Raw genomic sequence first — 23,191 nt, 5'->3', positions numbered from 1 at the left:
CGGTGTGCTTACACGGAACGATCCAGCGCCTCGTGTGTCCAAGATCAGGGTCAAGGCCCGTGATCGCATGACCCAGGATCTCGATACGGCCTTGGCTTTCTCGCGGGTGAGTCTGGTCACGCGGCTTCCGGCGTCTACTACACACGGCCGTGATGAGAAAGGCCGCCCCGTGCCGGGGAAACCGAGGCCGTCGCGAGCCCTGCTACGACCTCGGGCCGTATCGGGACCATTGTGATCAGACTGCGCTACGGGCTAACGATGACCCTGTCGTGTCGGCCGCCGACGCGATGCTTCCCGGCGGCACCCTTTCCCGACGTGGGCATGTCGAACCCCGATCCGGTCGTGCCACGGCCTGGTGCGTGACCCGAATACAAGGAAGAAGGTGCCCCATGTCCAGTGTCGTTCTGCTCGCCCGTCCTGTGACCGGCGCCGTGTCGGCCGGAGTGGCCAGCCGGATGATGGCCTTCCTGGACTACTTCGCCGGAGTCTTCACCCTGCTCTCGCTGACCGCCGTGGTGACATGCGGGCTCGCCGCCACCGACCGGCTGGTGTTGACTCCCCGGATGCGGGTGGCCGTGCAGTCGGTGCACCGGGCGAGCGCCGTCGCAGCGCTCGGCTTCCTCGCCACCCACATCGCGGTCAAGATCGTCGAGCGGCACGCCGCTCCGCAGACCGCCCTGGCCCCCTTCACTGGCGGCACCGCCCTCGCGGTGAGCCTGGGCACCATCGCCACCGACCTGCTCGTCCTGATCACGGCCACCGGCGTGCTCCGCGGCCGGTTCGCCGGCATCCGCCACGCCTGGCTGTGGCGGGTGCTGCACTCGATGGCATACCTCTGCTGGCCGGTCTCACTGGCACACGGGTTGACGGCGGGGCGCAAGGCACATGCGTGGGTGCTCTGGGGATACGGCCTGTGCGCGGCCTTGGTGGCGCTCGCACTGATGGTCCGTGTCCTTTCCTACCTGGGCCGCCACCGGACCCTGAGCCGACGTCGGCGCGACGCCAAGGCATATCGGCCCGCCACCGTCCGTCCGACCGCACTGCCCACCCGGTCCGCAACCGGCATCCGCCCGATCGCCTGGACCGCCCGGTCCGCTGCACCGACGACAGCGACTCGCCGGTCCGCTCAGAGTGACGGCCTGCCCAGGCAGCCCAAGCACGCGAGACCAGCGTCCAGGCCGCTGTACCTGGCCCAGCCGGGGGGCAGCGAATGAAGAACGCTCCGCTGGAGCTGCCCGAGGCGCGCTGGCTGGATACTGCCCGGCTGACCGCCGGCCTGGACCGTTACCAGCGCCTGGACCTCGCCGCCCACACCCGTGTCCACCCGCCGCTGCGCCCACTGGACAGGGACGGTCTGCTCGCCCTCGCCGAGTCCATCGAGTTGTCCGGCCGCGGCGGCGCCGGCTTCCCGTTCGCCCGCAAGGCCCGGGCCACACTCGCCACCGCCGACCGCACCGGTGCGCCGCCCGTCGTCGTGGTGAACGGCGCGGAGGGCGAACCGGCCAGCGCCAAGGACAAGATGCTGCTCGCCCGCACGCCTCATCTGGTCCTGGACGGCGCCTGCCTGGCCGCGGCCGCGTTCGGCGCCGAGGAGATCGTGATCGGCGTCGCCGCGGGCAGCCCGGGCGAGATATCGGTCCCGGCCGCCCTCGCCGAGCGTGAACTTCCCTGCAAGGCCCGGACCGTATGCCTCCCCGAACGCTTCGTCTCCGGCGAGTCCGGGGCCCTGATCCGGGGCATCAACGGTCTGCCGGTGGCACCGGCGCCGCTGAAGGCCCGCGCGGCCGACGGCGCAGCGGGCGGGGTGCGTCGTCGCCCGACGCTGCTCTCCAACGCCGAGACATGGGCCCAACTCGCCATCGCGGCACGGATCGGGCCCAACGCCTACGCGGCCGTCGGCACCGCCGCCGAACCCGGCACCATCCTGCTCACCGTCAACCGGCCAGGTGCTGGTCCGCTCGTCGTCGAGGTTCCGACCGGAGCCCCGCTGGGCCAGGTACTGGACGCCTGCGGCCTCCAGCCGGGGATCGGCGTGCTGGTGGGCGGCTACCACGGTGCCTGGCTGCACCCGTCGGACGCCGTCGGCGCGCCTCTCTCCCGCGCCGGACTCGCCGGCCTCGGTGGAACCCTCGGCGCGGGCGCCATCGTCACGCTCCCCGACGACACCTGCCCGCTCGGCGAGTCCGCCCAAGTAGCGGCCTGGCTGGCGGCCGAGTCCACCGGCCAGTGCGGACCGTGCAAACGCGGCCTGCCCGAAGCCGCCGAGGCCCTGGCCATGCTGGCCGCCGGTGCCGCCGAGCCCGCAGTACTGGAGGACGCCCGGCGAGCCCTCGGCGCGGCCCAGGCCGGTGGCGCCTGCTCGCACCCGGACGGCACGGCCCGCTTCCTGCTCACCGCGCTGCACGTCTTTTCCGAGGACGTCAACGCCCACCTGTTCGGCCCCGGCTGCGGCCGCCCCGTACGCGGAGTTCTGCCCCTTCCGCCTGCTAAGGGCCCCCGGCTGGAGGTGGACTGGTCACGCTGCACCGGTCATGGTCTGTGCGCTGTGCTCACCCCCGACCTCGTTCGCCTCGGCCCGCACGGCTACCCCACTTCCACCACCATCCCGGTCGCCCCCTGGCAGGAGCACGACGCCCGCCGCGTCGTCAACCAGTGCCCGGCCCTGGCCATGCGTCTCCGGCGTCGCGGGCAAGTCTGAGTGCCTCAGCTGCTGACCGGAACAACGCACCGTGCTCCCGGACCACTGGCCGCCGGCCTGGGACCTGTTCCTGCCCAACGGCGAGGGTTGCAGAGCCCGGCCGATGGCCCCGCCGGGCGGTGGCCGGCCCGGCGATCCGGTCCTCGTGCTGTTTTTTACGAACGGAGCACCTCAGAGGCGGTGGGACGCGCGAGGGAGAGACCCCTCAAGCGGGCAGTTTCGTGTCGATGACGAAGCAGATTTCGATGACCTGGCCGGGCAGGGTCAGTTCAGTGATGCCCAAGACCGTGCTGGCCGGACGGTGGTCGCCGAAGTACCCCAGGTTGCCCTCCGCCGTCGCCGCGGCATTCCGCCGCAGGTTCACCACGTACAGGGTCTGCGAGACGACCTGGTTCCGGGTGGCGCCGTAGTGGTCCAGGTGTAGGAACTCATTCCTGGTCGGCATGACGACCTGCGGCTTCAGCGCAGTTCAGCAGACACATGAAGTCCCCTACCAGGCCTGGTTCAGCAGTCAGGGTGACGTCGGGGGCGTCAACCGCTAGGCCGTTTAGTCGGATCTCGCGAAGGTTGTCATACTTTCCGAATGGAGATGCAGGCCGTGGAGGCGGCGCGGCGTTGGCTGGCTGATCAGGGCGATACCCAGGCGCGTGATGGTTGAGTGAGCGACGCGGAGCCAGGTGTGCTGCTCACGGCGAACGATGTGGCGCACTCCTGGGCTGGCGAGGTATTCGCCGAAGACCTTGATACAGCCGACCAGGTGCGGTTGGCCTTCGGGCTCCTGGACCTCCTCGACGACTACTGGGTTACGTGCGAGATCCGGTTCGCAGACGTGAGCGCGGAGGGCCCCTTGCCGGCCGAGGTGCTGTGGGACGGCTACCGCCGGCGCCTGGCGGCGGACAGGGACGCCGAGGCCGTCACCTACTCGCTCTGGGTGGACTGGTTCGAGGACCGCCGTACTGCCGCGACGGCCTTCGCCGAAGTGCTTGGTAATGACATCGACCGGGTGGTGGCTGAGCGATCGGAAGCGCTGCTCCACCGAGCCCGTCGGGTTCTGGAGTGTTCGGGCCCGGTGCCCTGGCCGGTGAAGGAGCCGACGTACCGTACTGCCGTGGGGCTCCCCGCGCTGCACTCAGTCCTCTTTCAAGGCCTCCTGGCGAGTTACCACGACGTCTACGGCGACTTGGAACCGGCCGCCGCACTGGCCCTGCTCGACCAGTTGGATCTCCCGGCGAACACCCAGCATCTAGCGGAACTGCGGTACGTGCTCGCGGCGGGACACGAGAACCACCACAGTCCCCGCGCCTGGGACGAGGTGGTTCGCTCCTGATTCCGAGCCGCGAGTTCGGCAGACCAAAGAAGGATGCCAACCACGCAGATTCCCGGCTGATGGCGCCGCTTTGCTGACGTGCCGCTGAGATACGGGCCCGATTGCTGAGCTAGAGCAGTTCCCTACACGACGAGGGCGTCGCGGACGTCGTCGCGGGGGAGCATCGCGGCGAAGACGAGGCCTTCGGGGAGGGGATGTCGTCGGGTACGTCTTTGAGAGGCAGTGGATGACCATGTCGATGTTGCCGCGCTGGAGTTGGACGTCGATGGCATCGCCGTCGCCAATGGTGTCCACAGCCAGACCGAACTGGCCAGAGCCGGCGCCGCCGTGGTGCTGCCGGATCTCTCGGACACGACGGGCCTGATCGGGCTGCTGGAAGGCTTCGCATCCCGATAAAACGTCCCAGGACGTCCCCGGGCGGTACCCGGACGCGGTGACGCGGTCCCTGCTCGCTCAACCAGCATCAAGACTCTCACCAGGCAACACCAAGGGAGGCCCAGGCGATCGGGACGTCAACGGAATCCCTCGCATCCGCCAGCTCTTCATGTAGCTGCTGTACCGCGGCAACTTCTCCTGGCTGCACTGCTGTCACAGCAAACGAATCCAGCACGGCGACGCTTCCGCGTCGACAAGGTGATCCGGGCCGGGGCAGCGGTTCCGGTTCGACTTCGCGCCGAGCCGGGGGCGGGACGCCGTGCCGTGGACCGACTGCTATCCGGGCGACGCCCATGTCGACATCATCGGCATGGACGCCTACGACCAGCCGGAGGGCATCTCGTTCCGCGCCCAGGTCGTGGAGCCGTACGGGCTGCGGTCCCAGGTGGAGTTCGCCGCCCGGCACCGCAAGCCGGTGTCGTACCCGGAGTGGGGGCTCTTCCGCAACGGGGACGACGCGGAGAACATGCGCGGAATGGCCTTCTGGTTCCGCAAATACCGGCCCGTCTAACGGACCCTGACCGACTACTGCCCGCACGGCGTGTGGGAGTGCGGCGGCAATCCGGAGGCGGCCCGCGTCTATCGCGCGAGGTGACCGACGGCATCCCCATACGCCGGGGGTTGCGCTGTGTGGGGGTGAGGGCTGCGCCGGACGGGTTGTCTGTCGGCTGCGGCTCGCGTGGTCCAGGGGCCGCGTCGGCGCTGATCCCAATTATGCGTATCAGCATTTGATCATCCTCCGGTTTTTCCTGTTGAAGGGTCGCAGGCATGTACAAGTTCAAGGGTCCCGCAGCGCGGGCCGCTCTCGTCGTGGGTCTGGTCTCCGCGCTGGGCACGGGCTACGCGGCGTACGCCGAGGGCCATCCCGACGCGGGCTCGCCGCACGTCACGTCCGCCCATCCCTCCGGCGACGGGGAGAGGAGGACGCACGACACGGGCAAGGCGCATAACTCGGGCAAAGGGCACGAGGCCGCTCCCCGGCACCACCACGACAAGGGGCCCGAGGTCGCCCCCCGTCAGCACAACGGGCCACACCGGTCCGAGGCCGCTCCCCCGCAGCGCCACACGAAGCGCGCCGTCGCCGCCAAGTGGGGCGAGGAGCCGTCCGGCTACGGCGGTTACGGCGGACATGAGGAGCACGGTTACGGCGGAGACGAGGAGTACGGCTACGGCGGCCACGAGGAGCAGGGTTACGGCGCGCACGAGGAGTACGGCTACGGCAGCCATGAGGAGCAGGGTTACGGCAGCCATGAGGAGCACGGTTACGGCGACCATGCGGAGCAGGGTTACGGCGGCTACGAGGACTACGGCTACGGCCAGGAGACGCCGTCGTGGTCACCGGTCCCGACCTACACGCCTCCGCCACGGGAGCACACCCCGACCACGCCCCCGTCACGGGAGCACACGCCCACCTCCCCTCCGACAAGCGCCCAGACCTGGCCGACAGCGACCCCGACCCCGACCAACCCCCAGACCTGGCCGACATCGACACCGACCCCGACCAGCCCACAGACCTGGCCGGCGCCGACCCCGTCCGAAACCACGCGGGAGGAGTCCCCGGCCCCGACCGACACGTCCTGGCCGACCCCGACCTCGCCGACCAGCACCCCGCCGCACAGCCATCCGTCGACCAGCCACCCGATCACCCCCCCGGCCACCTGGGCGCCGACCACCATGCCGTCGTATCCGACCGGCACCCCGCACGAGGAGACCACCACCCCGCCCATGGAGACGACCACTCCACCGGAGGAGACCACGACGGAGACGAGCCCGTCCCTGTCAGCCCCGTCGCGCCTCGCGCACACCGGCGCCAACTCCAAGGCCTCGATCCTGCTCGGCGGGCTGAGCGCGGGCGCGCTCGTCACGGGGACGGCGGCGGTCGCGCTCTCCCGGCGGGCTTCGCGCGGCAAGTACGGGAAGTAGCCCGCACCGCGCCCCCATGGGTGCTGGCCGACCGACCGGAACCCGATCTCGCCCGCCTCATGCACACTCAACGAGGCGGCGGCGCTTCGCGCCCTGAGGCCGGTCAGCGCCATCGCCCTGCGCTGATGAAGCAGCTCACCCACCAGGTATTCGAAGCCCTTGACGATAAGGCGCGCGTTCCGCCGAGCCCGTGGTCTCGGGATACAGCGGCCGACGCGTGATCCTGCCGGGTCAGCAGGACCTGGCGCGGCTTCGCGGCGTGCAGCGGTGCGCGGGCTCTCGCCGGTGTCGCTGTCGATGCCGCCTCCAGGCAGTTGCCACCGGCTGTCCGCCTGGTAGGCGGGCTGGACCAGCAGCACCCGGTGCTCGGGGTCGGTGAGCAGCACGGTGGCGCCGCAGATCACCTTCGGGCGGACCGCGCGGTAGGACGCCGGATCCAGGGCGTTCGAATCTTCCAACGAGGCGCGCTCGGTCGGGGACAGCCCGGCGGGGGGAACCCGGCTGGACGGTCCCGGCGACCAGGTGGGCGATCGACCCCGCCCACCAGGCGGTCAGCGCCGCCCGCACCTGCCTGGCCTGGTGCGGAGTAAGCAGTTGGGTGGCGATCTCGGGAGCCTCCCACCGGACCCTGCCCGAAGCCGGGCACCGGGGCGTGACCGGAGGAATGGTGAGCGGGCCGACGAGGCGCAGGTGCACCACGGTGTCCGGCTCGTCCTCCGCGGCAGGCAGAAAGTCGACGGCCAACAGTCGGCCGAAGGAGTAACGGGTCTGCACGAGGGCTCCAAGGACGGTCAGGAGAGTTCGAGTTGGGTGGGCCGGGCTGCCCGGGGCGTTCTGGCCGCCACGCGCACGAGGCCGCCGAGACTGGAGATCGCACGAGGGCGGGCGGCCCTCGTCAACAGGCGGTGGAACAGCGCGGCGGTGACTGTGACGTCGTCCAACGCCCGGTGCCGACGAGGCGGCTGCGGGATGTCCTCGTGCGCGAGAAGCGCATCGAGGCTGTACGAGGAAAGGCCAGGCAAGACGTGTCGGGCGAGGAGCCTGGTGTCCACGACCGGAACATGTGCGAGCCGGGGGCAGGAGGCGCGGTAGCGGAACAGAATGCCTGCCTCCAGCGGCGCGTGGTGAGCCACCAGCAGCACCGGCGGTCCCGGCAGCGCCCCCTCCAGGGACCGCAGAACAGGTGGGGCGGGCAGGGCGTCGACCAGATCGCTGGCGGTGATGCCGGTCCGCGCGGTGTCTGCCGCGGTAAGGGGCGCGTGCGTGGGCGGCTTGATGAACGCCTCGAAGGAGAAGCCGCTGGCCACCGGGCCCCGGCCCGCTGCATGTCGAAGGCCGAGGGCGGCGACCTCGATCGGCTCCGGCGAATACCCCTTCGGGGTGGTGCCCTCGAAGTCGATCGCCACGAAGTGGGTGTCGCAGAAGTCCGGGTCCCCAGCCAGCGCAGACCCGAAAGCCACGGCGCCGGACGACCGCCGATGCTGATGATTCGGCATGCTGCTCACGCCCTCCAGATGCGGCGGGTGTGGGCCAGACGCAGGTTCTCCAGCATCGCGTGGGCCTGGTCGACGGACTCAATGTCCTGATGTTCCAGGCCCCACTTGAGGAGACTCACCGCATCCAGCGCCCCATACGCGTAGCAGGCGTTCAGCTCGCGGGGGTGATGTGCGCGGCCCCTGTCGGTTCTGCCGGCTTTGGTGTGTGGCCGTTCCCTGGGCTTCCGTTCTGGCATTCTCGACCTCCGCAATGGTGGGCTCGCCGAGCTGGGGCGTCGCGCTAGCCTGAAGGTCCCCAACAAGTGGGTTGATCTGGGGTGTTGGTGGTTCGGTATGTCCATGTTGGAGGAAGTGCTTTATTTCGCGGGTGCCGCTCTGTTAAGTCCCCTGGTCGGCGAGTCTGCTCCCCGCCCGCGCGGGGATGGTCCCTCCGTCGGGTGCCCGCACCCCGCCCCGGACAGGGCGCTCGCACTGGCTTCCGCATGCCAGCGTCGTCCGCGCAGGCCGGAAGGTCGGGCCTGTTCCTCCACCACTGACGCGATGGTAGGGAGACACGGGTGCGAGCACGGACTCGCTTGGCGTTGCTGGGGCTCGACACCCACGCGATCACCACGGCCGTCCCCCCCGCTACTTTCTGGATCCCTGGTTATAGGAGAGACATGACGACATGTCAGCTCCTACTGTCGCGAACCGGGTCAACACGCGATCCGGCAAAGCCCCGCCCTGGGGGAGTAGTCGGCCTCTCACACATCCGCCAACCCGGCTGAGCCCAGCCCCGCTCGTCCTGAGCGGAACTGGGCTCACCTCAGAGCTCCGTAGCCGTCCTCGTCAGGCGATTGAGGCGATCGACTTGTAGCCCCAGCCGACCTTCACCGGGTCGCCGTTGACGAGGCTGCCGGGCCGGGTCGGGTAGTACAGGAGGTCGCCGTTCTGGCCGTCTCCGGTGACCGCCCACAGGTCGGTCACGCCGTCGCCGTTCATGTCGCCGGGAGCGATGATCATCGGACGGTTGGCGCTCTGCCAGCCCTTGGCTCCGTACACGCCGGGCGTCCCGCTGACCAGACTGGCCGGCTTGGTGCCGCCGGTGTCCTCGTCCGCCTCACCGCGGTAGAGGTAGATCTTGCCGTCAGCGTCGTCGCGCGCCAGGAGGTCGAGGGGACCGTCACCGGTCATGTCACCGGGGGCGATGAGGGTGCGCTTGGCCCAGCCACTGTCGGCGATGGGGTAGGCCTCGTCGATGAATCCCGCCGGGTGGCCGGTCAGGAGCCATACGCTGTCGCCCACGCGGGCGAGCAGATCGGGGTGGCCGTCACCGGAGACGTCTCCGGCCCCGACGATCTGGTCGATCTTCGCCGTGTCCAGCTGGGACTCGAACTGGCTCATCTCCTGGCGGTTGTCGGTGTCGACGGCGCCGAAGCCGGTGTTCGGGTACATCCACAGCCCGCCGTCCGGATGGCGGGCCACCAGGTCCTCGTATCCGTCGTTGGTGTAGTCGCCGCGCCGCGTGATGAGCGTGCTCTGGAAGCCGCTCTCGGCCGCGACCAGACGGCTGCCGAATTCTCCCTTGCCCTTGCCCGAGTACATGTAGAGCTTGCCGCTGAAGTCGGTGGCCCACTTATCGGGGTCGCCGTCGCCGTTGAGGTCGCCGGGCTTGTCCTTCACTCCGGTGCTGGCGGCGTAGAAGAGGTACGCGCCGGTGTCGGAGCGGTTGCCCGCGCGGTCCTCGCTGAAGACGTACAGGACGTGCGGTCCGGCGTGGGACGGGGTGAGCTTGACGTCGACGCTGCCACCCGGCGCCGAGGGTGTGACGGAGGTGGTGGGGTTCTTCTGGTCGAGGCCGTAGACGTACTTCACGACGTCCTTGGCGCCGCCGTTGGCGAGGGTGAATGTGCCGGGAGTACGGGCCGGCGCGCCCCAGGTGCCGTCGTCACCGTTGGGGAACTCCTTGGAGGAGACGGCGGGCGGGGTGCTGGGCCGGTCCTTGTAGACGGTGAAGTGGCAGGGTGTGCCGCTCGGGGTCCAGGCCGAAGCCGTACGGCCGTCCTCCGCGCGGACCTGCCATGAGTACGAAGTGCGGTCCTTGAAGGTCGACTTGGGAATGACGATCTTGGCGACGCTGCCGCTGGTCACGGACACCGTCTTGTCGACCACGTTCCCCGAGACACCGGTCGGCCACATGATGAAGTGCGCCTTGACGGTCCCGCCGTCCGGGTCGGTGATCTTGGCGTGCAGCTGGACGTCGGTGTTGCCGATCGCGGGGTAGGGGTCGGCGTTGCAGGCGACGGCGGGGTTGGAGCCGTACGCCGTCGGGGCGTTCGGTGCCCGGTTGAACTCGACGATCAGCTTCGGGTTGCTGTTGAACTTCTTCCAGCTGTTGGTGTCCGACTCGTTGCCGGCCCGCAGGCCGAGCGTCATGTTCGTCCACTTCTTGCTCGCCGCGTCCTTGGCCATCGACGTGACGTTGAAGTCGACGCCCTTGTCCGCGCAGCCGACGCTCTCGTTGCCGTGCGAGAAGTTCAGGGACTGGATCTTCCGGCTCCAGTTGGGCTGCTTGTTCCACGTGGTCGAGGAGTTGATGCTGCCGGTGTCCCAGAGCTCCACGGGCTTGGCCGCGCAGGTCCAGGAGTGCGTGTTGACGATGGTGAACTGGGCGCTGATCACCTCGACGCCGGCCAGCTGCCGGGAGTCCATCTGGAAGAAGGAGCGGGCGGTGCCGCCGGTCTCGCGCTCGTAGCCGACCCGGGCTTCGGTGGTCTTCTTGCCGGAACCGCCCCACCCGGTGCCGTTCCAGAACGAGGAGTTGGGCGCGGGCTTGTAGGCGATGGTCCACGCCTGTCGCACGCCGCCGAAGGTGGGATCGATGAAGACCGGGTAGGACGTGTCCTTGCCGGTGAGCATGGACTGGTCCGGGGTCAGGGTGAGCTTGCCGCTCGCGTACGACATGTCCACATCGGCGCTGCGGACGCCGGGTTCGAGGTCACCGGCAGGGGCAGCGGCTTCGGGGGCTGAGCGCAGCGCGGCTGCCGCGGGGGCGGCGCCGTCGCCGGCGCGCTCGGAGGTCTGGCTCGTGGACGAGTCCCACATGCGCGGTGTGGCGGAGGCGAAGAGTTCCTGGCCTGCCGGGTTGAGTACGCGCAGCGTGCCTGCCTCCTTGTCCTCCTCGATGCGCAGCCCCTCGGCCTTGAGTCCCAGCTGGAACTGCTTGAGCTTGGGATTCTTGGCCGCCTCGGCGTTCTTGACGACGAGGACCTGACCCACCGTCTCGGTGGTGGCGCGGACCTTGAGGTCGACGCTGGGCAGCACCTCGGGGTAGGTGGCCTCGTTCTCGTCGAGACGCGGCTCGGGCAGCTTCTCCGGCCACTGGAGCGAGAGCTTGCGGCCCTGCTCGGTCAGCGTCGCGAGGGTGGTGTCGCCGCCGCCGGAGAACGTCACGTCCAAGGTGGTGGCCTTCGGCGCGATGCGGTTGCCCGAGCGCTTCAGCGTGGGGTCGACCGGCACCAACTTGCCGTTCTTGCGGGCGCGCACCGGCTGTGCGTGCTGGGTCAGGGTGAGGGTGCCCGACGGGTTGGCCGTCACCTCCTGCTTCTCCGTGCGCAGGGAGGGGACCTCCACCGGCTTGCCCGTGCTGCGCGCCCGGTCCAGCGCCTCGGCCTCCGTGCCGGGCTCGCCTCCGGGGCGGTCGGCGGCCTTCGCCTTGGACTGCTCGCCCGCAGCGAACGCGGTCGGCGCGAGCCCCACGCCGGCGGTGCCGACGATGAGCGCGAGTGCTCCGGCCCGCATGCGCAGAGCTCTGTGCGGTCTGGAGCGACCACCCCTGAATATCACGAAGTTTCCTCTCAATTACGGCAAGTGCGGGCAGCAGGATACTTGGTCATTTCTTTACTCAATCCGGAGGGGTCTTGTCCCTGGTTCGCCCGAAAGCAGCCAAGGGGGGCGCTTTGGGGATCTGTTGGCGCTTGATGTAGACAATACAAGCCCTTTACCTCACCTTTAGAGACCTTTGGGGGGTCTTATGTCCGCTTTGCGTGATTGGTGGCCACGACGACAGCGATGGAGATCGACCATCGCGGTGGTCTTCATGGCCCTGCTCGTACCACTGATCGGTACGACACCTCCCGCCCAGGCCAAGCAGGCCCGGCCCGATCTGCCCAGGCTCCAGCAGGACCGCCCCGTCGAGGGCAAGGTCTTCCCCGGTCGCTCCAAGAGCTCCAAGGCGCAGCGCAACGACGCCGACAAGCTCTGGCGTGCTCCCGACGCGAAGCTGCCCAGCGGCCACGCGAAGATCGCATTCGCGCCCGGGGCAGCCGCCCCGGCACCGGGCAAGAACGGCGCCGGCCAACCCGCCAAGGACGACAACGGCCTTGCGCAGGCAGGCGACTTGCCCGTCTACGCGGCGCCCGCCGAAGCCCCGGCCGGCCGGCGGATGCCGCGCTCGGCACCCGGCGGCACAGCTCCCGCAACCCTGGACGGCGTCCAGGTCGACATGCTGGACGGCAAGGCCGCCTCGCAGCTCGGCGCCAAAGGCCCGGTCGTCAAGCTGACCGGCACCGCCGAGAGCCCCACTGACCCGAACGCACCGCAGACCGGGAAGCCGGCAGACACCAACGCCGGCGAGAACACCGACGACCGCGACGGCAAGCCGAAGGCCGAGCAGGCCGACGGCGACACCCCCGCGAACGGGGAGGGCTCCTCCGGCGACACCGACGCCAAGGCTCCCGCCGAGGCGAGCGCCGCCCCGCAGCCGCGCTCCGCATCGGCCGCCGCCCGCATCGACCGAGCCACCCAAGCCACGGCGACGGCCGATGGACAGCGCGCCCCGCCGCAGCAGGACATAGCCGTCGAACTCGACTACTCCGCCTACGCACAGCACTACGGCGGTGACTGGGGCTCCCGCCTCAAGCTGGTCCAGCTGCCCGCCTGCGCCGCCACCGAGCCGGGCCGCGCCGACTGCGCCCAGCCCACCGAAATCAAGAGCGAGAACGACCTCGCCAAGCAGCGCCTGACCGCCCGCGTGGCACTCTCCGCGGGCCAGCCGCTGACGCTCGCCGCCGCAGCCGGCACCTCCGGAGCCGCAGGCAGCTTCAATGCCACCTCGCTGTCCCCGTCCGGCTCCTGGGCCGCGGGCGGGCACGCGGGCGGCTTCTCCTGGAACCACCCGGTCGAGACGCCCGACGTCCCCGGCGGCCCCGAGCCCGAGATCACGCTCGGCTACTCCTCCCAGGCCATCGACGGCCGTACGTCCTCGACCAACAACCAGTCCTCCTGGATCGGTGAAGGCTGGGACTACCAGCCCGGATTCATCGAACGCCGCTACCAGTCCTGCCAGCAGGACATGGGCAACGGCGCCAACAACAAGACCAAGACCGGCGACCTGTGCTGGTTCGGGAACAGCCTGACCGTCTCCCTGGACGGCTCCTCCAACGAGCTCGTACGGGACGACAAGGCCGGCACCTGGAAGACCGCCGACGACGACGGTGCCCGGATCGAGCTCAAGAAGGGCGCGGCCAACGGCGACGACGACGGTGAGCACTGGGTGCTCACCACCACCGACGGCACCCAGTACTGGTTCGGCCTGAACCGGCTGCCCGGCTGGAGCGCGGGCAAGCCGGAGACCAACTCCACGCTGACCGCCCCCGTCTTCGGCAACCACCCCGGCGAGCCCTGCTACAACACGGCCTTCGACAAGTCCGCGTGCACCCAGGCCTACCGCTGGAACCTGGACTACGTCGTCGACCCGCACGGCAACGCCATGAGCCTGTGGTGGAACAAGGACACCAACCACTACGGCCAGCTGGGCAAGGCCGACAAGCCGGTCCGCTACGACCGCGACGGCTACCTGACCCGGATCGACTACGGCCAGCGCGCCGAATCCCTCTTCTCCGAGCAGGCCCCGGCCCGCGTCACCTTCACCACCGCCGAACGCTGCATCCCCTCCAAGGACTTCGACTGCGCGCCCGGCAAGCTGACGAAGGAGAACGCCAAGCACTGGCCGGACGTCCCGTTCGACCTCAAGTGCGACGCGGGCGCCAAGTGCACCAACAAGCTCTCGCCGAGCTTCTGGACCACCAAGCGCCTCACCCAGATCACCACCGAGGCCCTGGTCGGCAACTCCTACGCCAAGGCCGACACCTGGACACTCAAACAGTCCTTCCCGCAGACCGACGGCACCAGCCCCGCACTGTGGCTGGCCGCCATCGACCACACCGGGCACGGCGGAGGCAAGGACACCGCCATGCCCCCGGTGGCCTTCACCGGCCAGATGATGGACAACCGCGTCGACGGCTTCGAGGGACTCGAACCCTTCTCACGCCACCGCATCAGCGCGGTCAACACCGAACACGGCTCGACGGTCGGCGTCACGTACTCCGAGCGCGAGTGCTCGGCCATGCCCGGCAAGCAGAAACTGCCCGCGTCCCCGCAGGACAACGGCATGCGCTGCTACCCGATGTACTGGACGCCGGAATGGGCCGACAAGCCCATCCTGGACTGGTTCCACAAGTACGTCGTCACCGAGATCCGCGAAGAGGACAACGTCACCGACGCCCTGCCGAAGGTGACCGCGTACGAGTACCTGGGCTCCCCGGCCTGGGCGTACGACGACAGTGAGCTGACTGAGGCCAAGCACCGCACCTGGAGCTAGTACCGCGGCTACGGCAAGGTCCGCACGTACACCGGGCGCGGTGGTGACGAGGGCAAGCGCACCATGACCGAGGAGCTGTACTTCCGCGGCATGGACGGCGACCACCTGCCCGACGGCAAGAAGCGCAGCGTCCAGATCACCGACTCCGAGGGCGGCAAGACCGCCGATCTGCCGCAGTTCACCGGGCAGTTGAGGGAGAAGCTGACCTTCCTCGACGAGGGCGGCAAGCTGGAGTCCGCGACCAAGAACACCCCGGTCTCCAACGTCACCGCGGTCCGGGCCCGCAAGGGCACGACGCCGCTGGAGGCCCGCATGGGCCACCCCGAGACCACCGAGGAACGCGAGCTTCAGGCCGACGGCAGCTGGAAGCGCAGCAAGGAGACCACCAGCTACGACGAGTACGGCCAGCCGGCGCAGACGCACGACTTCGGCGACGTAGACGACCCGGACGACGACGCCTGCACGACGATCTCGTACGCCCGCAACACCGACAAGTGGATCCTGGAGCACGAGTCCCAGGAGAAGACCGTCACCGGCGCCTGCGGCACGGGCGGCGGCGCCACGGTCTCCGAGACCCGCACGTACTACGACGGCGGAAAGCTGGGCGCCGCACCCACCAAGGGCGACATCACTTCGGTCGAAGAGATGACCGGCGACGGCCAGGGCCACCAGGTCGCCGAACGCACCGAATACGACCTGTACGGCCGCCCCACGGCCAGCTGGGACGTGGACGGCAACAAGACCACCACGGCCTACACCCCGGCCAAGGGTGCGATCCCGACCAAGACGGTCGTCACCAACCCGCTCGGCCACACCGAGACCACCCACTCCGATCCGACGCTCGGCATGACCATGGCCGTGGTTGACGCCAACAACCGCCGTCGTGACATGGAGTACGACGGGCTCGGTCGGCTGCTGAAGGTCTGGGACATCAACCGGGACAAGGCCAAGGGCCAGTCCCCGAGCGCCGAGTACGAGTACCGGATCACCAAGACGGCCCCGTCGACGGTGAGCACCCGCACGCTCAAGGACAACGGCGAGTACGCCACCGCCGTGGAGATCTACGACGGCCTGCTGCGCCAGCGCCAGTCCCAGGACCCGGGCCACGGCGGGGGCCGGCTGATCACCGACACCCTCTACGACACCCAGGGCCGCGTCGCCAAGAGCAACGACTCCTACTTCGCCGACGGCGACGTCAGCGACAAACTCCTGATCGTCGCCGACAACAAGGTGCCGCACCAGACCGTCATCACCTACGACGGCCACGGACGCCCGACCAAGGAGACCACCCGCCGCTACGGCGACGACCAGCAGACCACCACCGCCGAGTACAAGGGGATCAACGAGTCGACGGTCTTCCCGCCCCAGGGCGACACTGTCAAGACCACCTTCACCGACAGCGAGGGCCGCACCACCAAGCTGCGCGAGTACACCAACCCCGAGCGCACCCAGTGGAATGACACCTCCTACGAGTACAACCGCAAGGGCCAGCTGACCAAGGTCACCGACCCCGACGCCAACCACTGGACGTTCGAGTACGACGCCCGGGGCCGTCAGATCAAGGCCACCGACCCGGACGCCGGCACCACCACCACGACGTACGACAAGGACGACCGCCCGGTCACCGTCACCGACGCCCGCGGCAAGAAGATCTCCACCGTCTACGACGCCCTTGACCGCCCCGTCTCGCTCCACGAGGGCGGGACCGACGGTTCCAAACTCGCCGAGTGGAAGTACGACAGCCTCCTCAAGGGCCTGCCTGCCGCCTCCATCAAATACGCGGGCGGCAAGGAGTACCGAAACGAGGTCACCGGTTACAACCAGGCCTACCAGCCCACCGGTTCGCAGATCGTCATCCCCGAATCCGAGGGCAGGCTCGCGGGCACCTACGCCAGCGAGTACGGCTACACCCAGGGCACCGGTCTGCCGTCGTGGACGCAGCTCTCGGCCACCGGTCCGCTCGCCAAGGAGAAACTGGCCACCCGCTACAACAGCGACGACCTGCCCACCCTGATGGCCGGGCTCTCGGTCTACGCCTCCGGGCTGCAGTACTCCGCCTCCGGCGAGCTGCTGCGCAGCGAGGCGGGAGTCCAGGGCAAGAAGGTGTACTCCACGTCGTTCTACGACGAGCACACCCGCCGCCTGAGCCGCACGGTCCACGACCGCGACAGCAGGGACAGCGCCAACAGCCGCATCGACGACACCAATTACGCCTACGATGCGGCCGGCAACGTCACGAAGATCGCCCGCATTCCGGGTGCCTCGATGCCGGACAAGGGGCAGAGCGACACCCAGTGCTTCGCCTACGACGCGCTGCGCCGCATGACCGGAGCGTGGACCTCGACCGACGCCTGCGCCAAAGCCCCGTCCACGGCGAACGTCGGCGGCCCGCAGGCCTACTGGCACAGCTACAGCTACGACGCGGTGGGCAACCGCACCAAGCTCGTCGAGCACGACACGAGCGGTGACACCGCCAAGGACGTCACCCGCACCTACAGCTACCCGGGCAAGGGCAAGGACCAGCCCCGGACGCTGACCAAGGCGGAGTCGAAGGGGCCGGACGGCACCACGGCGCACACCTACGCCTATGACGCCGCAGGAAACATGACGCTTCGTCAGGTCGGCGGCAACATCCAGAAGCTGTCCTACGACACCGAGGGCAACCTCGCCAAGATCACGGAAGGCGACAAGACCACAGAGAACCTCTACGACGCCGACGGCGAACGCCTCATCCATCGCGCCGCCGACGGCAGCACCACGCTCTACCTCGGTGACACCGAGCTGACCGTGGACAAGGACGGCAAGCAGTCCGCCGCCCGCTACTACGAGCACCCGGACGGCGCCGTCACCGTACGCACCGCCCAGGACGGCGACGGGACCAACGGCAAGGGCAAGCTCAACCTCCAGCTGACCGACCATCACGGCAGCGGCACCACGCAGGTCGGCCTCGACCAGGAGGGCCTGCCCGTCGAACGGCGCCAGCTCACGCCCTTCGGTACGAACCGTGGAGCCAAGCCCAGCAGTTGGGCCGGCAACCGCGGCTTCGTCGGCGGCCGAGAGGACGAGAACACCGGGCTCACCCAGCTCGGCTCCCGCGAGTACGACCCGGCCACGGGACGCTTCATCTCCGTGGACCCGGTCATCGACTTCGGGATCCCGCAGCAGATGAACCCGTACGCCTACGCCAACAACGCGCCGGTCGCCGAGTCCGACCCGGACGGGAACTTCTTCCCCATCCTGATCGGTATCGCAGCCCGCATCGCGGTCCAGGCCGCCATCCGCGCCGCGGCCCGCGAGGCCGCCAAGCGCGCCGCGATCGCCGCAGCTAAGGAGGCGGCCAAGCGCGCGGCGGCAGCCGCTGCCAAGCGCAGGGCACTGGCCGAGGCCGCCAAGCGTGCCGCCGCGGCTGCGGCCCGCAAGCGGGCCGCACAGCAGGCCGCCGCCAAGGCGAGGGCGGACGCCGCCCGCAAGCTGGCCGCCCGAGTGGCGAAGAAGGCCAAGCCGCGCACGGCCGCCAAGTCGGCGCCCAAGCGCTCGGCCAAGTACCGCGCCGCACCCAAGCAGAAGCCGAAGCCCAAGCCGAAGCCCCAGGCCCGGCCGAAGCAGACCCCGAAGCCGAAGCAGGCGAGGCCGCAGGGCTCCAAGCAGATCAAGCAGCACATACGACAGGAGATCAAGCAGGAAGCCAAGGAGCAGGCCAAGGACAAGGTCGTTGAGGCCGCGCGGCCGAACCAATCGAATACATCGCAGGCGCCGCACAATCCGGGCTACTCCTCGACCCAAGGGCACCAGCTCAATGAGCACCTGGGGCAATGGCAAAGGTACGGTAAGGACGGGGTTCGCGACCTTTCCGACGGTAGGATCCGTTACTACGGAGAGGTGACTCCTGCCAATAAGCCGGGAGAAATGATCGGACGACGTGTCGTGCGCGAATGGAACCCGAGGACCGGCAGCAAGCGAACCTGGCATGAAACACTCGACCAGAGTGGAAGGATCCGCCAGGTGCGACCTGACATCAAATTCACCGGCGGCAAGAAAGTTCACTACGTGTTCGACAAACTCGGAAAATTTGTGAGGACCTGGTGATCGCATCAGACCCTTCGGTCCCGCTGATCCAGGACCTGCTCCGCGGCCTCATCAACGGCAGCATGGAACGGGAGGACGTCGCGGACTGGGCCATGGAATGGATCACCGACCATGAGGGCGAAGTGACCGATCCCAAGGTCTGGGACGCCCTGATCCAACTATCCGGAGCCGACCTCAAGGACGCTCCGGATGAGTACTTGCACGGAGCGGACGACTTCTTGGCCTGGCTGAAACAGCTCTCGCCCGGAGAGTAGCCAGAGGGTGCTGTCCCTCAGCTGACAGCACGGGTTGATGCATCGTCATCTCCGACCGGTGCGGCGGCCCTCCCCGCCGCACCGGTTCATCAGCTCCCCCTGGCCCATACGGCCTGTGGCAGGCAGTGATTGCCGGCGTCCAAGCTCGCTGTAGCGAGACGGCCCGATGCCGACGAAGCGACGCTGCGGCACATGCGCTCATCTCTGAAGCGAAAGCCGCTCTGCTCGGGCTCGTTGAGCATTACGCGTCCGAGGAATGGCTCTCGGCCGACGGCGATCGAGGCAGGCTGCTGATGCCGCGCGCTGATTTCCGCTGATACAAGCTCCGCCCCGGCTTCCCAGCCCGCCGCAGTTCCTGTGCGCGGGCCAGGGGCTGGACGGTCCTCACACATTCCACAGGCGTGGTGGGGGCGCCTGCCGCTGCCTCAGGGTGCGATCTATCCCCTTCAGATGGAGTGGCGCCGCCCCCGGCAGCCCACATACTTCTCTCAAAAGAAAGAAGCACCACAGCTATGCGCTGCACATTGAAGTCCGGTTCGTTCGTAGCCGCCGGAGCACTGGCGATTACGTTGCTGACCGGATGTTCTGGCAACGCCGCCAAGGACGAATTCGAGAAGCTGGACGCGAAGGAATTCGAGGTCGTCTACGAAGTGACCGGCGACGGCGTGAAGACCTTGATGTACGAAGAGGGCGGCAAGGGGGAGATCTCCTCGGAATCGGTCGACGATCCGAAACTGCCGTGGAAGAAGAAGCTCACCATGAAGGGCATAGCCACCGCGCCCAACGTCAGCCTGATCCTGGGGGAGAAGGGCGGCCAGGCGGACTGTGTCATCACCATCAACGGCATGGAAGCCAAGCGGGCCACCGCCAAGGGCGAGTTCGGCACAGCCAGTTGTGTGGCGGTCTCGCCCGCCGGGAAGTCCGGGTAGCCATGACGGGGAACGACATGGAGGACGGGCGCACCGCCCGGGAGCGGATGCGCGCGGAACGGGATGCGGCGGCGAGGCGGGTCCGGCTGCGCAGGAGCGGTGTGATCACGGCAGGGGTGGTGACCGCGGCTGCCCTGGCGACCGCGTACTTCACCACCCGGGCCCCCGAGGACGAGGCCGCCGGAAAGCCCCTGATCGTGCCCGCCAACACCGTCGGTCAGGACCGGACTTCGGTGGCGTACGGCATGCCGGATGCCCGGCAGACGCTCACCGTCCGCACGGCACTGGACTGTCCGTCCTGTCGGAAGACGGAGGAAGCGCTGGGGCCGACCATGCGTGCCCTAGCCGACCAAGGCGCCTACGGAATCGAATACCAGGTTGCCCCAGCACCGGATGGCGGCATCGGCAAAGAGTCCCGCCACGCGACCAACGCGCTGGGCGCCGCGGCCAACGCCGACGCCGGAAAGTTCACGCGCTACCTCAGCCTGCTGCTGGCCGAAGACACGCGAAGCATCTCGGACGACGGACTGCTCAAGCTCGCACAGAAGGTGGAAGGGCTTCGAAGCCCGGCCTTCGACAAGGCAGTTCGCGAGCGTACCTACCTACCCTGGGTCAACAAGGTCACCACCGCTGCAACTCTGCCCTCAAGCGCGGGCCGCCCCGATCTCCCCGCGATCGAACTCAACGGCACGCGGCTCTCCCTTCGTGCGGCCAATGGTGAGCTGCTCACCCCGGAGCAGTTCACCGGCAAGGTTCGAGATCTGACCCAGGACTAACGGTTTTGGGGGTGTGTCCAGTCAACGGCCCTGGCTCAGGTGAGCCAGGGCCGTCAACCTTACGGACGCGTGGGGAACCCGATCTCCTCGTCGAACAGTGCGTGGTGCTGAACCCAGTAGTAGAGCCGGCCTGAGCCCCCGGTTGAAGAGGTTCCGCTGTGCGGCGGCGTGCCAGTCTCTGTGGTCGTCGTCGAGCCTGCGCCGGGTGTGCGACTTTCGCAGTTTCACACGCGCCGTGCGTAGGTGAAGCGGCCTGGGAGTCCGCGCCCGCGGGGAAGGACACGGACGACGGTCAGCCGGGGGGATGGCGTGTCGGCGGGTGCCGCGTCCCGAAGCCGGTCATGGCGCTCGTACAGGTCGCGCAGCAGCCGGGCGCGGTGCTGAACACCGCGCAGTGGGTTGAACTCATTCCTGGTCGGCATGACGACCTGCGGCTTCAGCGCAGTTCAGCAGACACATGAAGTCCCCTACCATGCCTGGTTCAGCAGTCAGGGTGACGTGGTTACGTGCGAGATCCGGTTCGCAGACGTGAGCGCGGAGGGCCCCCTGCCGGCCGAGGCGCTGTGGGACGGCTACCGTCGGCGCCTGGGACGAGGTGGTTCGCTCCTGATTCCGAGCCGCGAGTTCGGCAGACCAAAGAAGGATGCCAACCACGCAGATTCCCGGCTGATGGCGCCGCTTTGCTGACGTGCCGCTGAGATACGGGCCCGATTGCTGAGCTAGAGCAGTTCCCTACACGACGAGGGCGTCGCGGACGTCGTCGCGGGGGAGCATCGCGGCGAAGACGAGGCCTTCGGGGAGGGGATGTCGTCGGGTACGTCCTTGAGAGGCAGGGGATGACCATGTCGATGTTGCCGCGCTGGAGTTGGACGTCGATGGCTTTGACGAAGAGTCTCTTGACGCCGAGTTGGGCGAGGTCGCCCTGCCACATGTCGGCTTCGGTCTCGATGGGGACGGTCTCAGTGGACGTTAAGTCTGTTTCTGGTAGCGGCCTCGTCCGGGTTGGGTGAGGAAGCCTTGGCGGGTGAGGCGTCCGAGGCGGCTGCGGGTGATGTTGACGGTCGCTTCGTCGGTGGGCATGCCGAGGAGTTCGGGCAGCTCACGGGCTCTGAACACCTGGCCGGGGTGCTGGTTGAAGGCGTTCACGATGGCCTGGTAGGCGGTACTCGTCTCGGGCGGGCCGGGTTCGGTTCCTGCCGGCGCGGCCTCCGCGATGACCTTCCGGGCGGTGTCCAGGTCCGCGAGTCGGGCCTCGGTCTCGGCCAGGGCGGCGGTCAAGTGCTCGATCTGACCGCGTAGTTCTGCGGATCGGTCGGTGACCTCGTCGTGCTGGGCCTGGAGGCCGGCGAGGAGTTCAGCGACGTTCACGCGGCCAGCCCGAGGGTGTCGCGCCAGGCCGGGGTGGGTGTGGTGAGGCGGCGGGTCATGTTCGCCGTGGAGGCCCAGTAGACGCGTGAGACGGAGGTGTCGGGCCGGTGGTCGTACTCACGGGCCAGACGCCGGTGCTAGCAGCGGCGCGCCGTTGGTCTGCTCCACCGCCCACCGCTTGGGCTGCGGGACAAAGCCCTTGCCCTGGTCGTCGGGGCTGCGGCGGACGACCTCGACGGTGATGTCCAACAGGGCGCCGTGGATGATGACTTCGTCCTTGAAGCCCTGGTCCACCAGGGCCTTCTCCAGGCGCATCCCGCACCGCTCAGCTGCCTGGTCGAGCAGGGCGGTGCCGGCGGCGTTGTCGTGGGCGGAGGCGGCCAGGACGACGACACCGATGATCAGCCCCAGCACGTCGACGGCCAGCCCCTGCTTCCGCCCGGACACCTTCTTGTTCGCATCCAGCCCCGTCGTGGTCCTTGGGACACCGGCGGCCGCGCGCACGGACTGGGTGTCAAGGATCACGAGGGACGGGTCCTCTAATCGGCGGGCCTTCTCCCGCACCTGGCAGCGCAGGAGTTCCTGGATCCGCTGGTCAAGCCCGTCCTCGCGCCACAGGCCGAAGTAGTAGAACACCGCGGACCAGACCGGCAGATCGTGCGGCAGGTACCGCCACTGACACCCCGTCCGGTTCTGATAGAAGATCGCGTTCACCACCTCCCTCAGGTCACAGGTCCCAGGATCTCCGGTCGCCGACCGCGCCACCCGGCCCTGTTTCCAAGCCGTGATCATCGGCTCGATCAACGCCCACTGCTCGTCCGACAAGTCGCTGAGGTACGGCTCTCGCTCCATGCCCCGCATCTCGGCATGGACATGCCCAGAAATTGGTGGACGTGGCGATCGGTACCACGATCGAGCGATCACGAACCAAGGAAGATCGGACTTAACGCCCACTCAGGGCTGGTGTCATGCCGTCAGCTGCCCGGCATACCCAGCCGGGCCTGGATCCGACGGAGACCCCCACATGCCTTCAATACGCCAATTCGCCCCCGTCCTTGGTGTGTTCACCCTCGTTGCCGGCGCGCTGACGGTCGGTACGGCCAGTGCCCACGCCACTCCCATTCCCCCATCGCGAGCGTGGCTTCGGCAGTAGCTGTTGCCCGTACTCAGAGCCTGTGTCTAAACCCCGCCCGGGCCCGTGGCGCCTGGCACGCACTCCCCCAAGGCCTTAAGGGCCAGGGGGGACCCCCATGCCGCGT

General features: G+C 68.6%; 15 protein-coding genes and 4 pseudogenes. 11 read left to right on the top strand and 8 right to left on the bottom strand.

Annotated elements, in window-relative coordinates:
* Positions 1 to 389: 389 nt before the first annotated feature.
* Together ACWC2B_RS36565 and ACWC2B_RS36560 are read left to right on the top strand one after the other, a co-directional pair.
* Complete coding sequence (locus ACWC2B_RS36565) at positions 390 to 1,214, top strand: hypothetical protein (protein WP_450724428.1); 825 nt, start codon at positions 390 to 392, stop codon at positions 1,212 to 1,214.
* A complete protein-coding gene (locus tag ACWC2B_RS36560) occupies positions 1,211 to 2,698 on the top strand; it encodes an NADH-ubiquinone oxidoreductase-F iron-sulfur binding region domain-containing protein (protein ID WP_450724426.1) in 1,488 nt (495 codons plus the stop codon). The genes ACWC2B_RS36565 and ACWC2B_RS36560 overlap by 4 nt, the downstream gene beginning before the upstream one ends.
* Before the next feature lie 205 nt (positions 2,699 to 2,903).
* Here ACWC2B_RS36560 and ACWC2B_RS36555 read toward each other — a convergent pair.
* Positions 2,904 to 3,116 (bottom strand): annotated as a pseudogene (locus tag ACWC2B_RS36555) (RidA family protein); the annotation flags it as partial.
* A 261-nt stretch (positions 3,117 to 3,377) separates the two neighbouring features.
* Between ACWC2B_RS36555 and ACWC2B_RS36550 the strand changes: the two are divergent.
* The 4 genes and pseudogenes from ACWC2B_RS36550 (at position 3,378) to ACWC2B_RS36535 (ending at position 6,383) form a co-directional block, all read left to right on the top strand.
* Positions 3,378 to 4,025 (top strand): hypothetical protein, encoded by a 648-nt coding sequence (locus ACWC2B_RS36550; RefSeq protein ID WP_450724424.1) that lies wholly within the window; start codon positions 3,378 to 3,380, stop codon positions 4,023 to 4,025.
* A 222-nt stretch (positions 4,026 to 4,247) separates the two neighbouring features.
* The gene (locus ACWC2B_RS36545; protein WP_450724422.1) at positions 4,248 to 4,421 is read left to right on the top strand and encodes a hypothetical protein; all 174 of its coding nucleotides are present in this window, start codon (positions 4,248 to 4,250) and stop codon (positions 4,419 to 4,421) included.
* Between the two features lie 247 nt (positions 4,422 to 4,668).
* Positions 4,669 to 5,049 (top strand): annotated as a pseudogene (locus tag ACWC2B_RS36540) (hypothetical protein); the annotation flags it as partial.
* A 179-nt stretch (positions 5,050 to 5,228) separates the two neighbouring features.
* The gene (locus tag ACWC2B_RS36535) at positions 5,229 to 6,383 is read left to right on the top strand and encodes a hypothetical protein (RefSeq protein WP_450724442.1); all 1,155 of its coding nucleotides are present in this window, start codon (positions 5,229 to 5,231) and stop codon (positions 6,381 to 6,383) included.
* Between the two features lie 260 nt (positions 6,384 to 6,643).
* Here ACWC2B_RS36535 and ACWC2B_RS36530 read toward each other — a convergent pair.
* From ACWC2B_RS36530 to ACWC2B_RS36520, 3 genes and pseudogenes are all read right to left on the bottom strand, one after another.
* Positions 6,644 to 6,769 (bottom strand): annotated as a pseudogene (locus ACWC2B_RS36530) (NUDIX domain-containing protein); the annotation flags it as partial.
* A gap of 405 nt (positions 6,770 to 7,174) precedes the next feature.
* On the bottom strand, positions 7,175 to 7,843 hold the full coding sequence (locus ACWC2B_RS36525; protein ID WP_450724420.1) for a 3'-5' exonuclease: 669 nt from the start codon (positions 7,841 to 7,843) through the stop codon (positions 7,175 to 7,177).
* Between the two features lie 864 nt (positions 7,844 to 8,707).
* The gene (locus ACWC2B_RS36520; RefSeq protein ID WP_450724418.1) at positions 8,708 to 11,659 is read right to left on the bottom strand and encodes a DNRLRE domain-containing protein; all 2,952 of its coding nucleotides are present in this window, start codon (positions 11,657 to 11,659) and stop codon (positions 8,708 to 8,710) included.
* Between the two features lie 298 nt (positions 11,660 to 11,957).
* Here ACWC2B_RS36520 and ACWC2B_RS36515 point away from each other — a divergent pair, with 298 nt between their 5' ends.
* The 5 genes from ACWC2B_RS36515 (at position 11,958) to ACWC2B_RS36495 (ending at position 20,564) form a co-directional block, all read left to right on the top strand.
* Complete coding sequence (locus ACWC2B_RS36515) at positions 11,958 to 14,519, top strand: hypothetical protein (protein ID WP_450724416.1); 2,562 nt, start codon at positions 11,958 to 11,960, stop codon at positions 14,517 to 14,519.
* 63 nt (positions 14,520 to 14,582) lie between these two features.
* Positions 14,583 to 18,605, top strand: a complete 4,023-nt coding sequence (locus ACWC2B_RS36510; RefSeq protein WP_450724414.1) for an RHS repeat domain-containing protein — start codon at positions 14,583 to 14,585, stop codon at positions 18,603 to 18,605.
* Positions 18,602 to 18,859 (top strand): DNA-binding protein, encoded by a 258-nt coding sequence (locus ACWC2B_RS36505; protein ID WP_450724412.1) that lies wholly within the window; start codon positions 18,602 to 18,604, stop codon positions 18,857 to 18,859. The genes ACWC2B_RS36510 and ACWC2B_RS36505 overlap by 4 nt, the downstream gene beginning before the upstream one ends.
* A gap of 512 nt (positions 18,860 to 19,371) precedes the next feature.
* Positions 19,372 to 19,788, top strand: a complete 417-nt coding sequence (locus ACWC2B_RS36500; protein WP_450724410.1) for a hypothetical protein — start codon at positions 19,372 to 19,374, stop codon at positions 19,786 to 19,788.
* A 17-nt stretch (positions 19,789 to 19,805) separates the two neighbouring features.
* On the top strand, positions 19,806 to 20,564 hold the full coding sequence (locus ACWC2B_RS36495; RefSeq protein WP_450724408.1) for a thioredoxin domain-containing protein: 759 nt from the start codon (positions 19,806 to 19,808) through the stop codon (positions 20,562 to 20,564).
* A 224-nt stretch (positions 20,565 to 20,788) separates the two neighbouring features.
* Here ACWC2B_RS36495 and ACWC2B_RS36490 read toward each other — a convergent pair whose 3' ends face one another.
* The 4 genes and pseudogenes from ACWC2B_RS36490 to ACWC2B_RS36475 all read right to left on the bottom strand — a co-directional run bounded on the left by ACWC2B_RS36490 (position 20,789) and on the right by ACWC2B_RS36475 (position 22,784).
* Positions 20,789 to 20,986 carry a hypothetical protein gene (locus tag ACWC2B_RS36490; RefSeq protein WP_450724406.1) on the bottom strand — a complete coding sequence of 66 codons (198 nt, stop codon included), beginning with the start codon at positions 20,984 to 20,986 and terminating at the stop codon, positions 20,789 to 20,791.
* Between the two features lie 80 nt (positions 20,987 to 21,066).
* Positions 21,067 to 21,495 carry a hypothetical protein gene (locus ACWC2B_RS36485; RefSeq protein ID WP_450724404.1) on the bottom strand — a complete coding sequence of 143 codons (429 nt, stop codon included), beginning with the start codon at positions 21,493 to 21,495 and terminating at the stop codon, positions 21,067 to 21,069.
* 38 nt (positions 21,496 to 21,533) lie between these two features.
* On the bottom strand, positions 21,534 to 21,932 hold the full coding sequence (locus ACWC2B_RS36480) for a hypothetical protein (RefSeq protein WP_450724402.1): 399 nt from the start codon (positions 21,930 to 21,932) through the stop codon (positions 21,534 to 21,536).
* Positions 21,929 to 22,784: pseudogene (locus ACWC2B_RS36475) on the bottom strand (IS5 family transposase). The gene ACWC2B_RS36480 and the pseudogene ACWC2B_RS36475 overlap by 4 nt, the downstream one beginning before the upstream one ends.
* Positions 22,785 to 23,191 lie beyond the last annotated feature (407 nt).

Source organism: Streptomyces sp. NPDC001415 (assembly GCF_053597395.1).
The sequence above is the reverse complement of the archived record's forward strand: the minus strand, read 5'-3'. Positions and strand labels throughout refer to the sequence as shown.

Excerpts from the sequence above, each read along its gene's own strand:
- ACWC2B_RS36565 (WP_450724428.1), top strand. The coding sequence starts at position 390 with ATGTCCAGTGTCGTTCTGCTCGCCCGTCCTGTGACCGGCGCCGTGTCG.
- ACWC2B_RS36560 (WP_450724426.1), top strand. The coding sequence starts at position 1,211 with ATGAAGAACGCTCCGCTGGAGCTGCCCGAGGCGCGCTGGCTGGATACT.
- ACWC2B_RS36535 (WP_450724442.1), top strand. The coding sequence starts at position 5,229 with ATGTACAAGTTCAAGGGTCCCGCAGCGCGGGCCGCTCTCGTCGTGGGT.
- ACWC2B_RS36520 (WP_450724418.1), bottom strand. The coding sequence starts at position 11,659 with ATGCGGGCCGGAGCACTCGCGCTCATCGTCGGCACCGCCGGCGTGGGG.
- ACWC2B_RS36515 (WP_450724416.1), top strand. The coding sequence starts at position 11,958 with ATGGCCCTGCTCGTACCACTGATCGGTACGACACCTCCCGCCCAGGCC.
- ACWC2B_RS36510 (WP_450724414.1), top strand. The coding sequence starts at position 14,583 with ATGACCGAGGAGCTGTACTTCCGCGGCATGGACGGCGACCACCTGCCC.
- ACWC2B_RS36500 (WP_450724410.1), top strand. The coding sequence starts at position 19,372 with ATGCGCTGCACATTGAAGTCCGGTTCGTTCGTAGCCGCCGGAGCACTG.
- ACWC2B_RS36495 (WP_450724408.1), top strand. The coding sequence starts at position 19,806 with ATGGAGGACGGGCGCACCGCCCGGGAGCGGATGCGCGCGGAACGGGAT.
- ACWC2B_RS36490 (WP_450724406.1), bottom strand. The coding sequence starts at position 20,986 with ATGCCGACCAGGAATGAGTTCAACCCACTGCGCGGTGTTCAGCACCGC.
- ACWC2B_RS36485 (WP_450724404.1), bottom strand. The coding sequence starts at position 21,495 with ATGTGGCAGGGCGACCTCGCCCAACTCGGCGTCAAGAGACTCTTCGTC.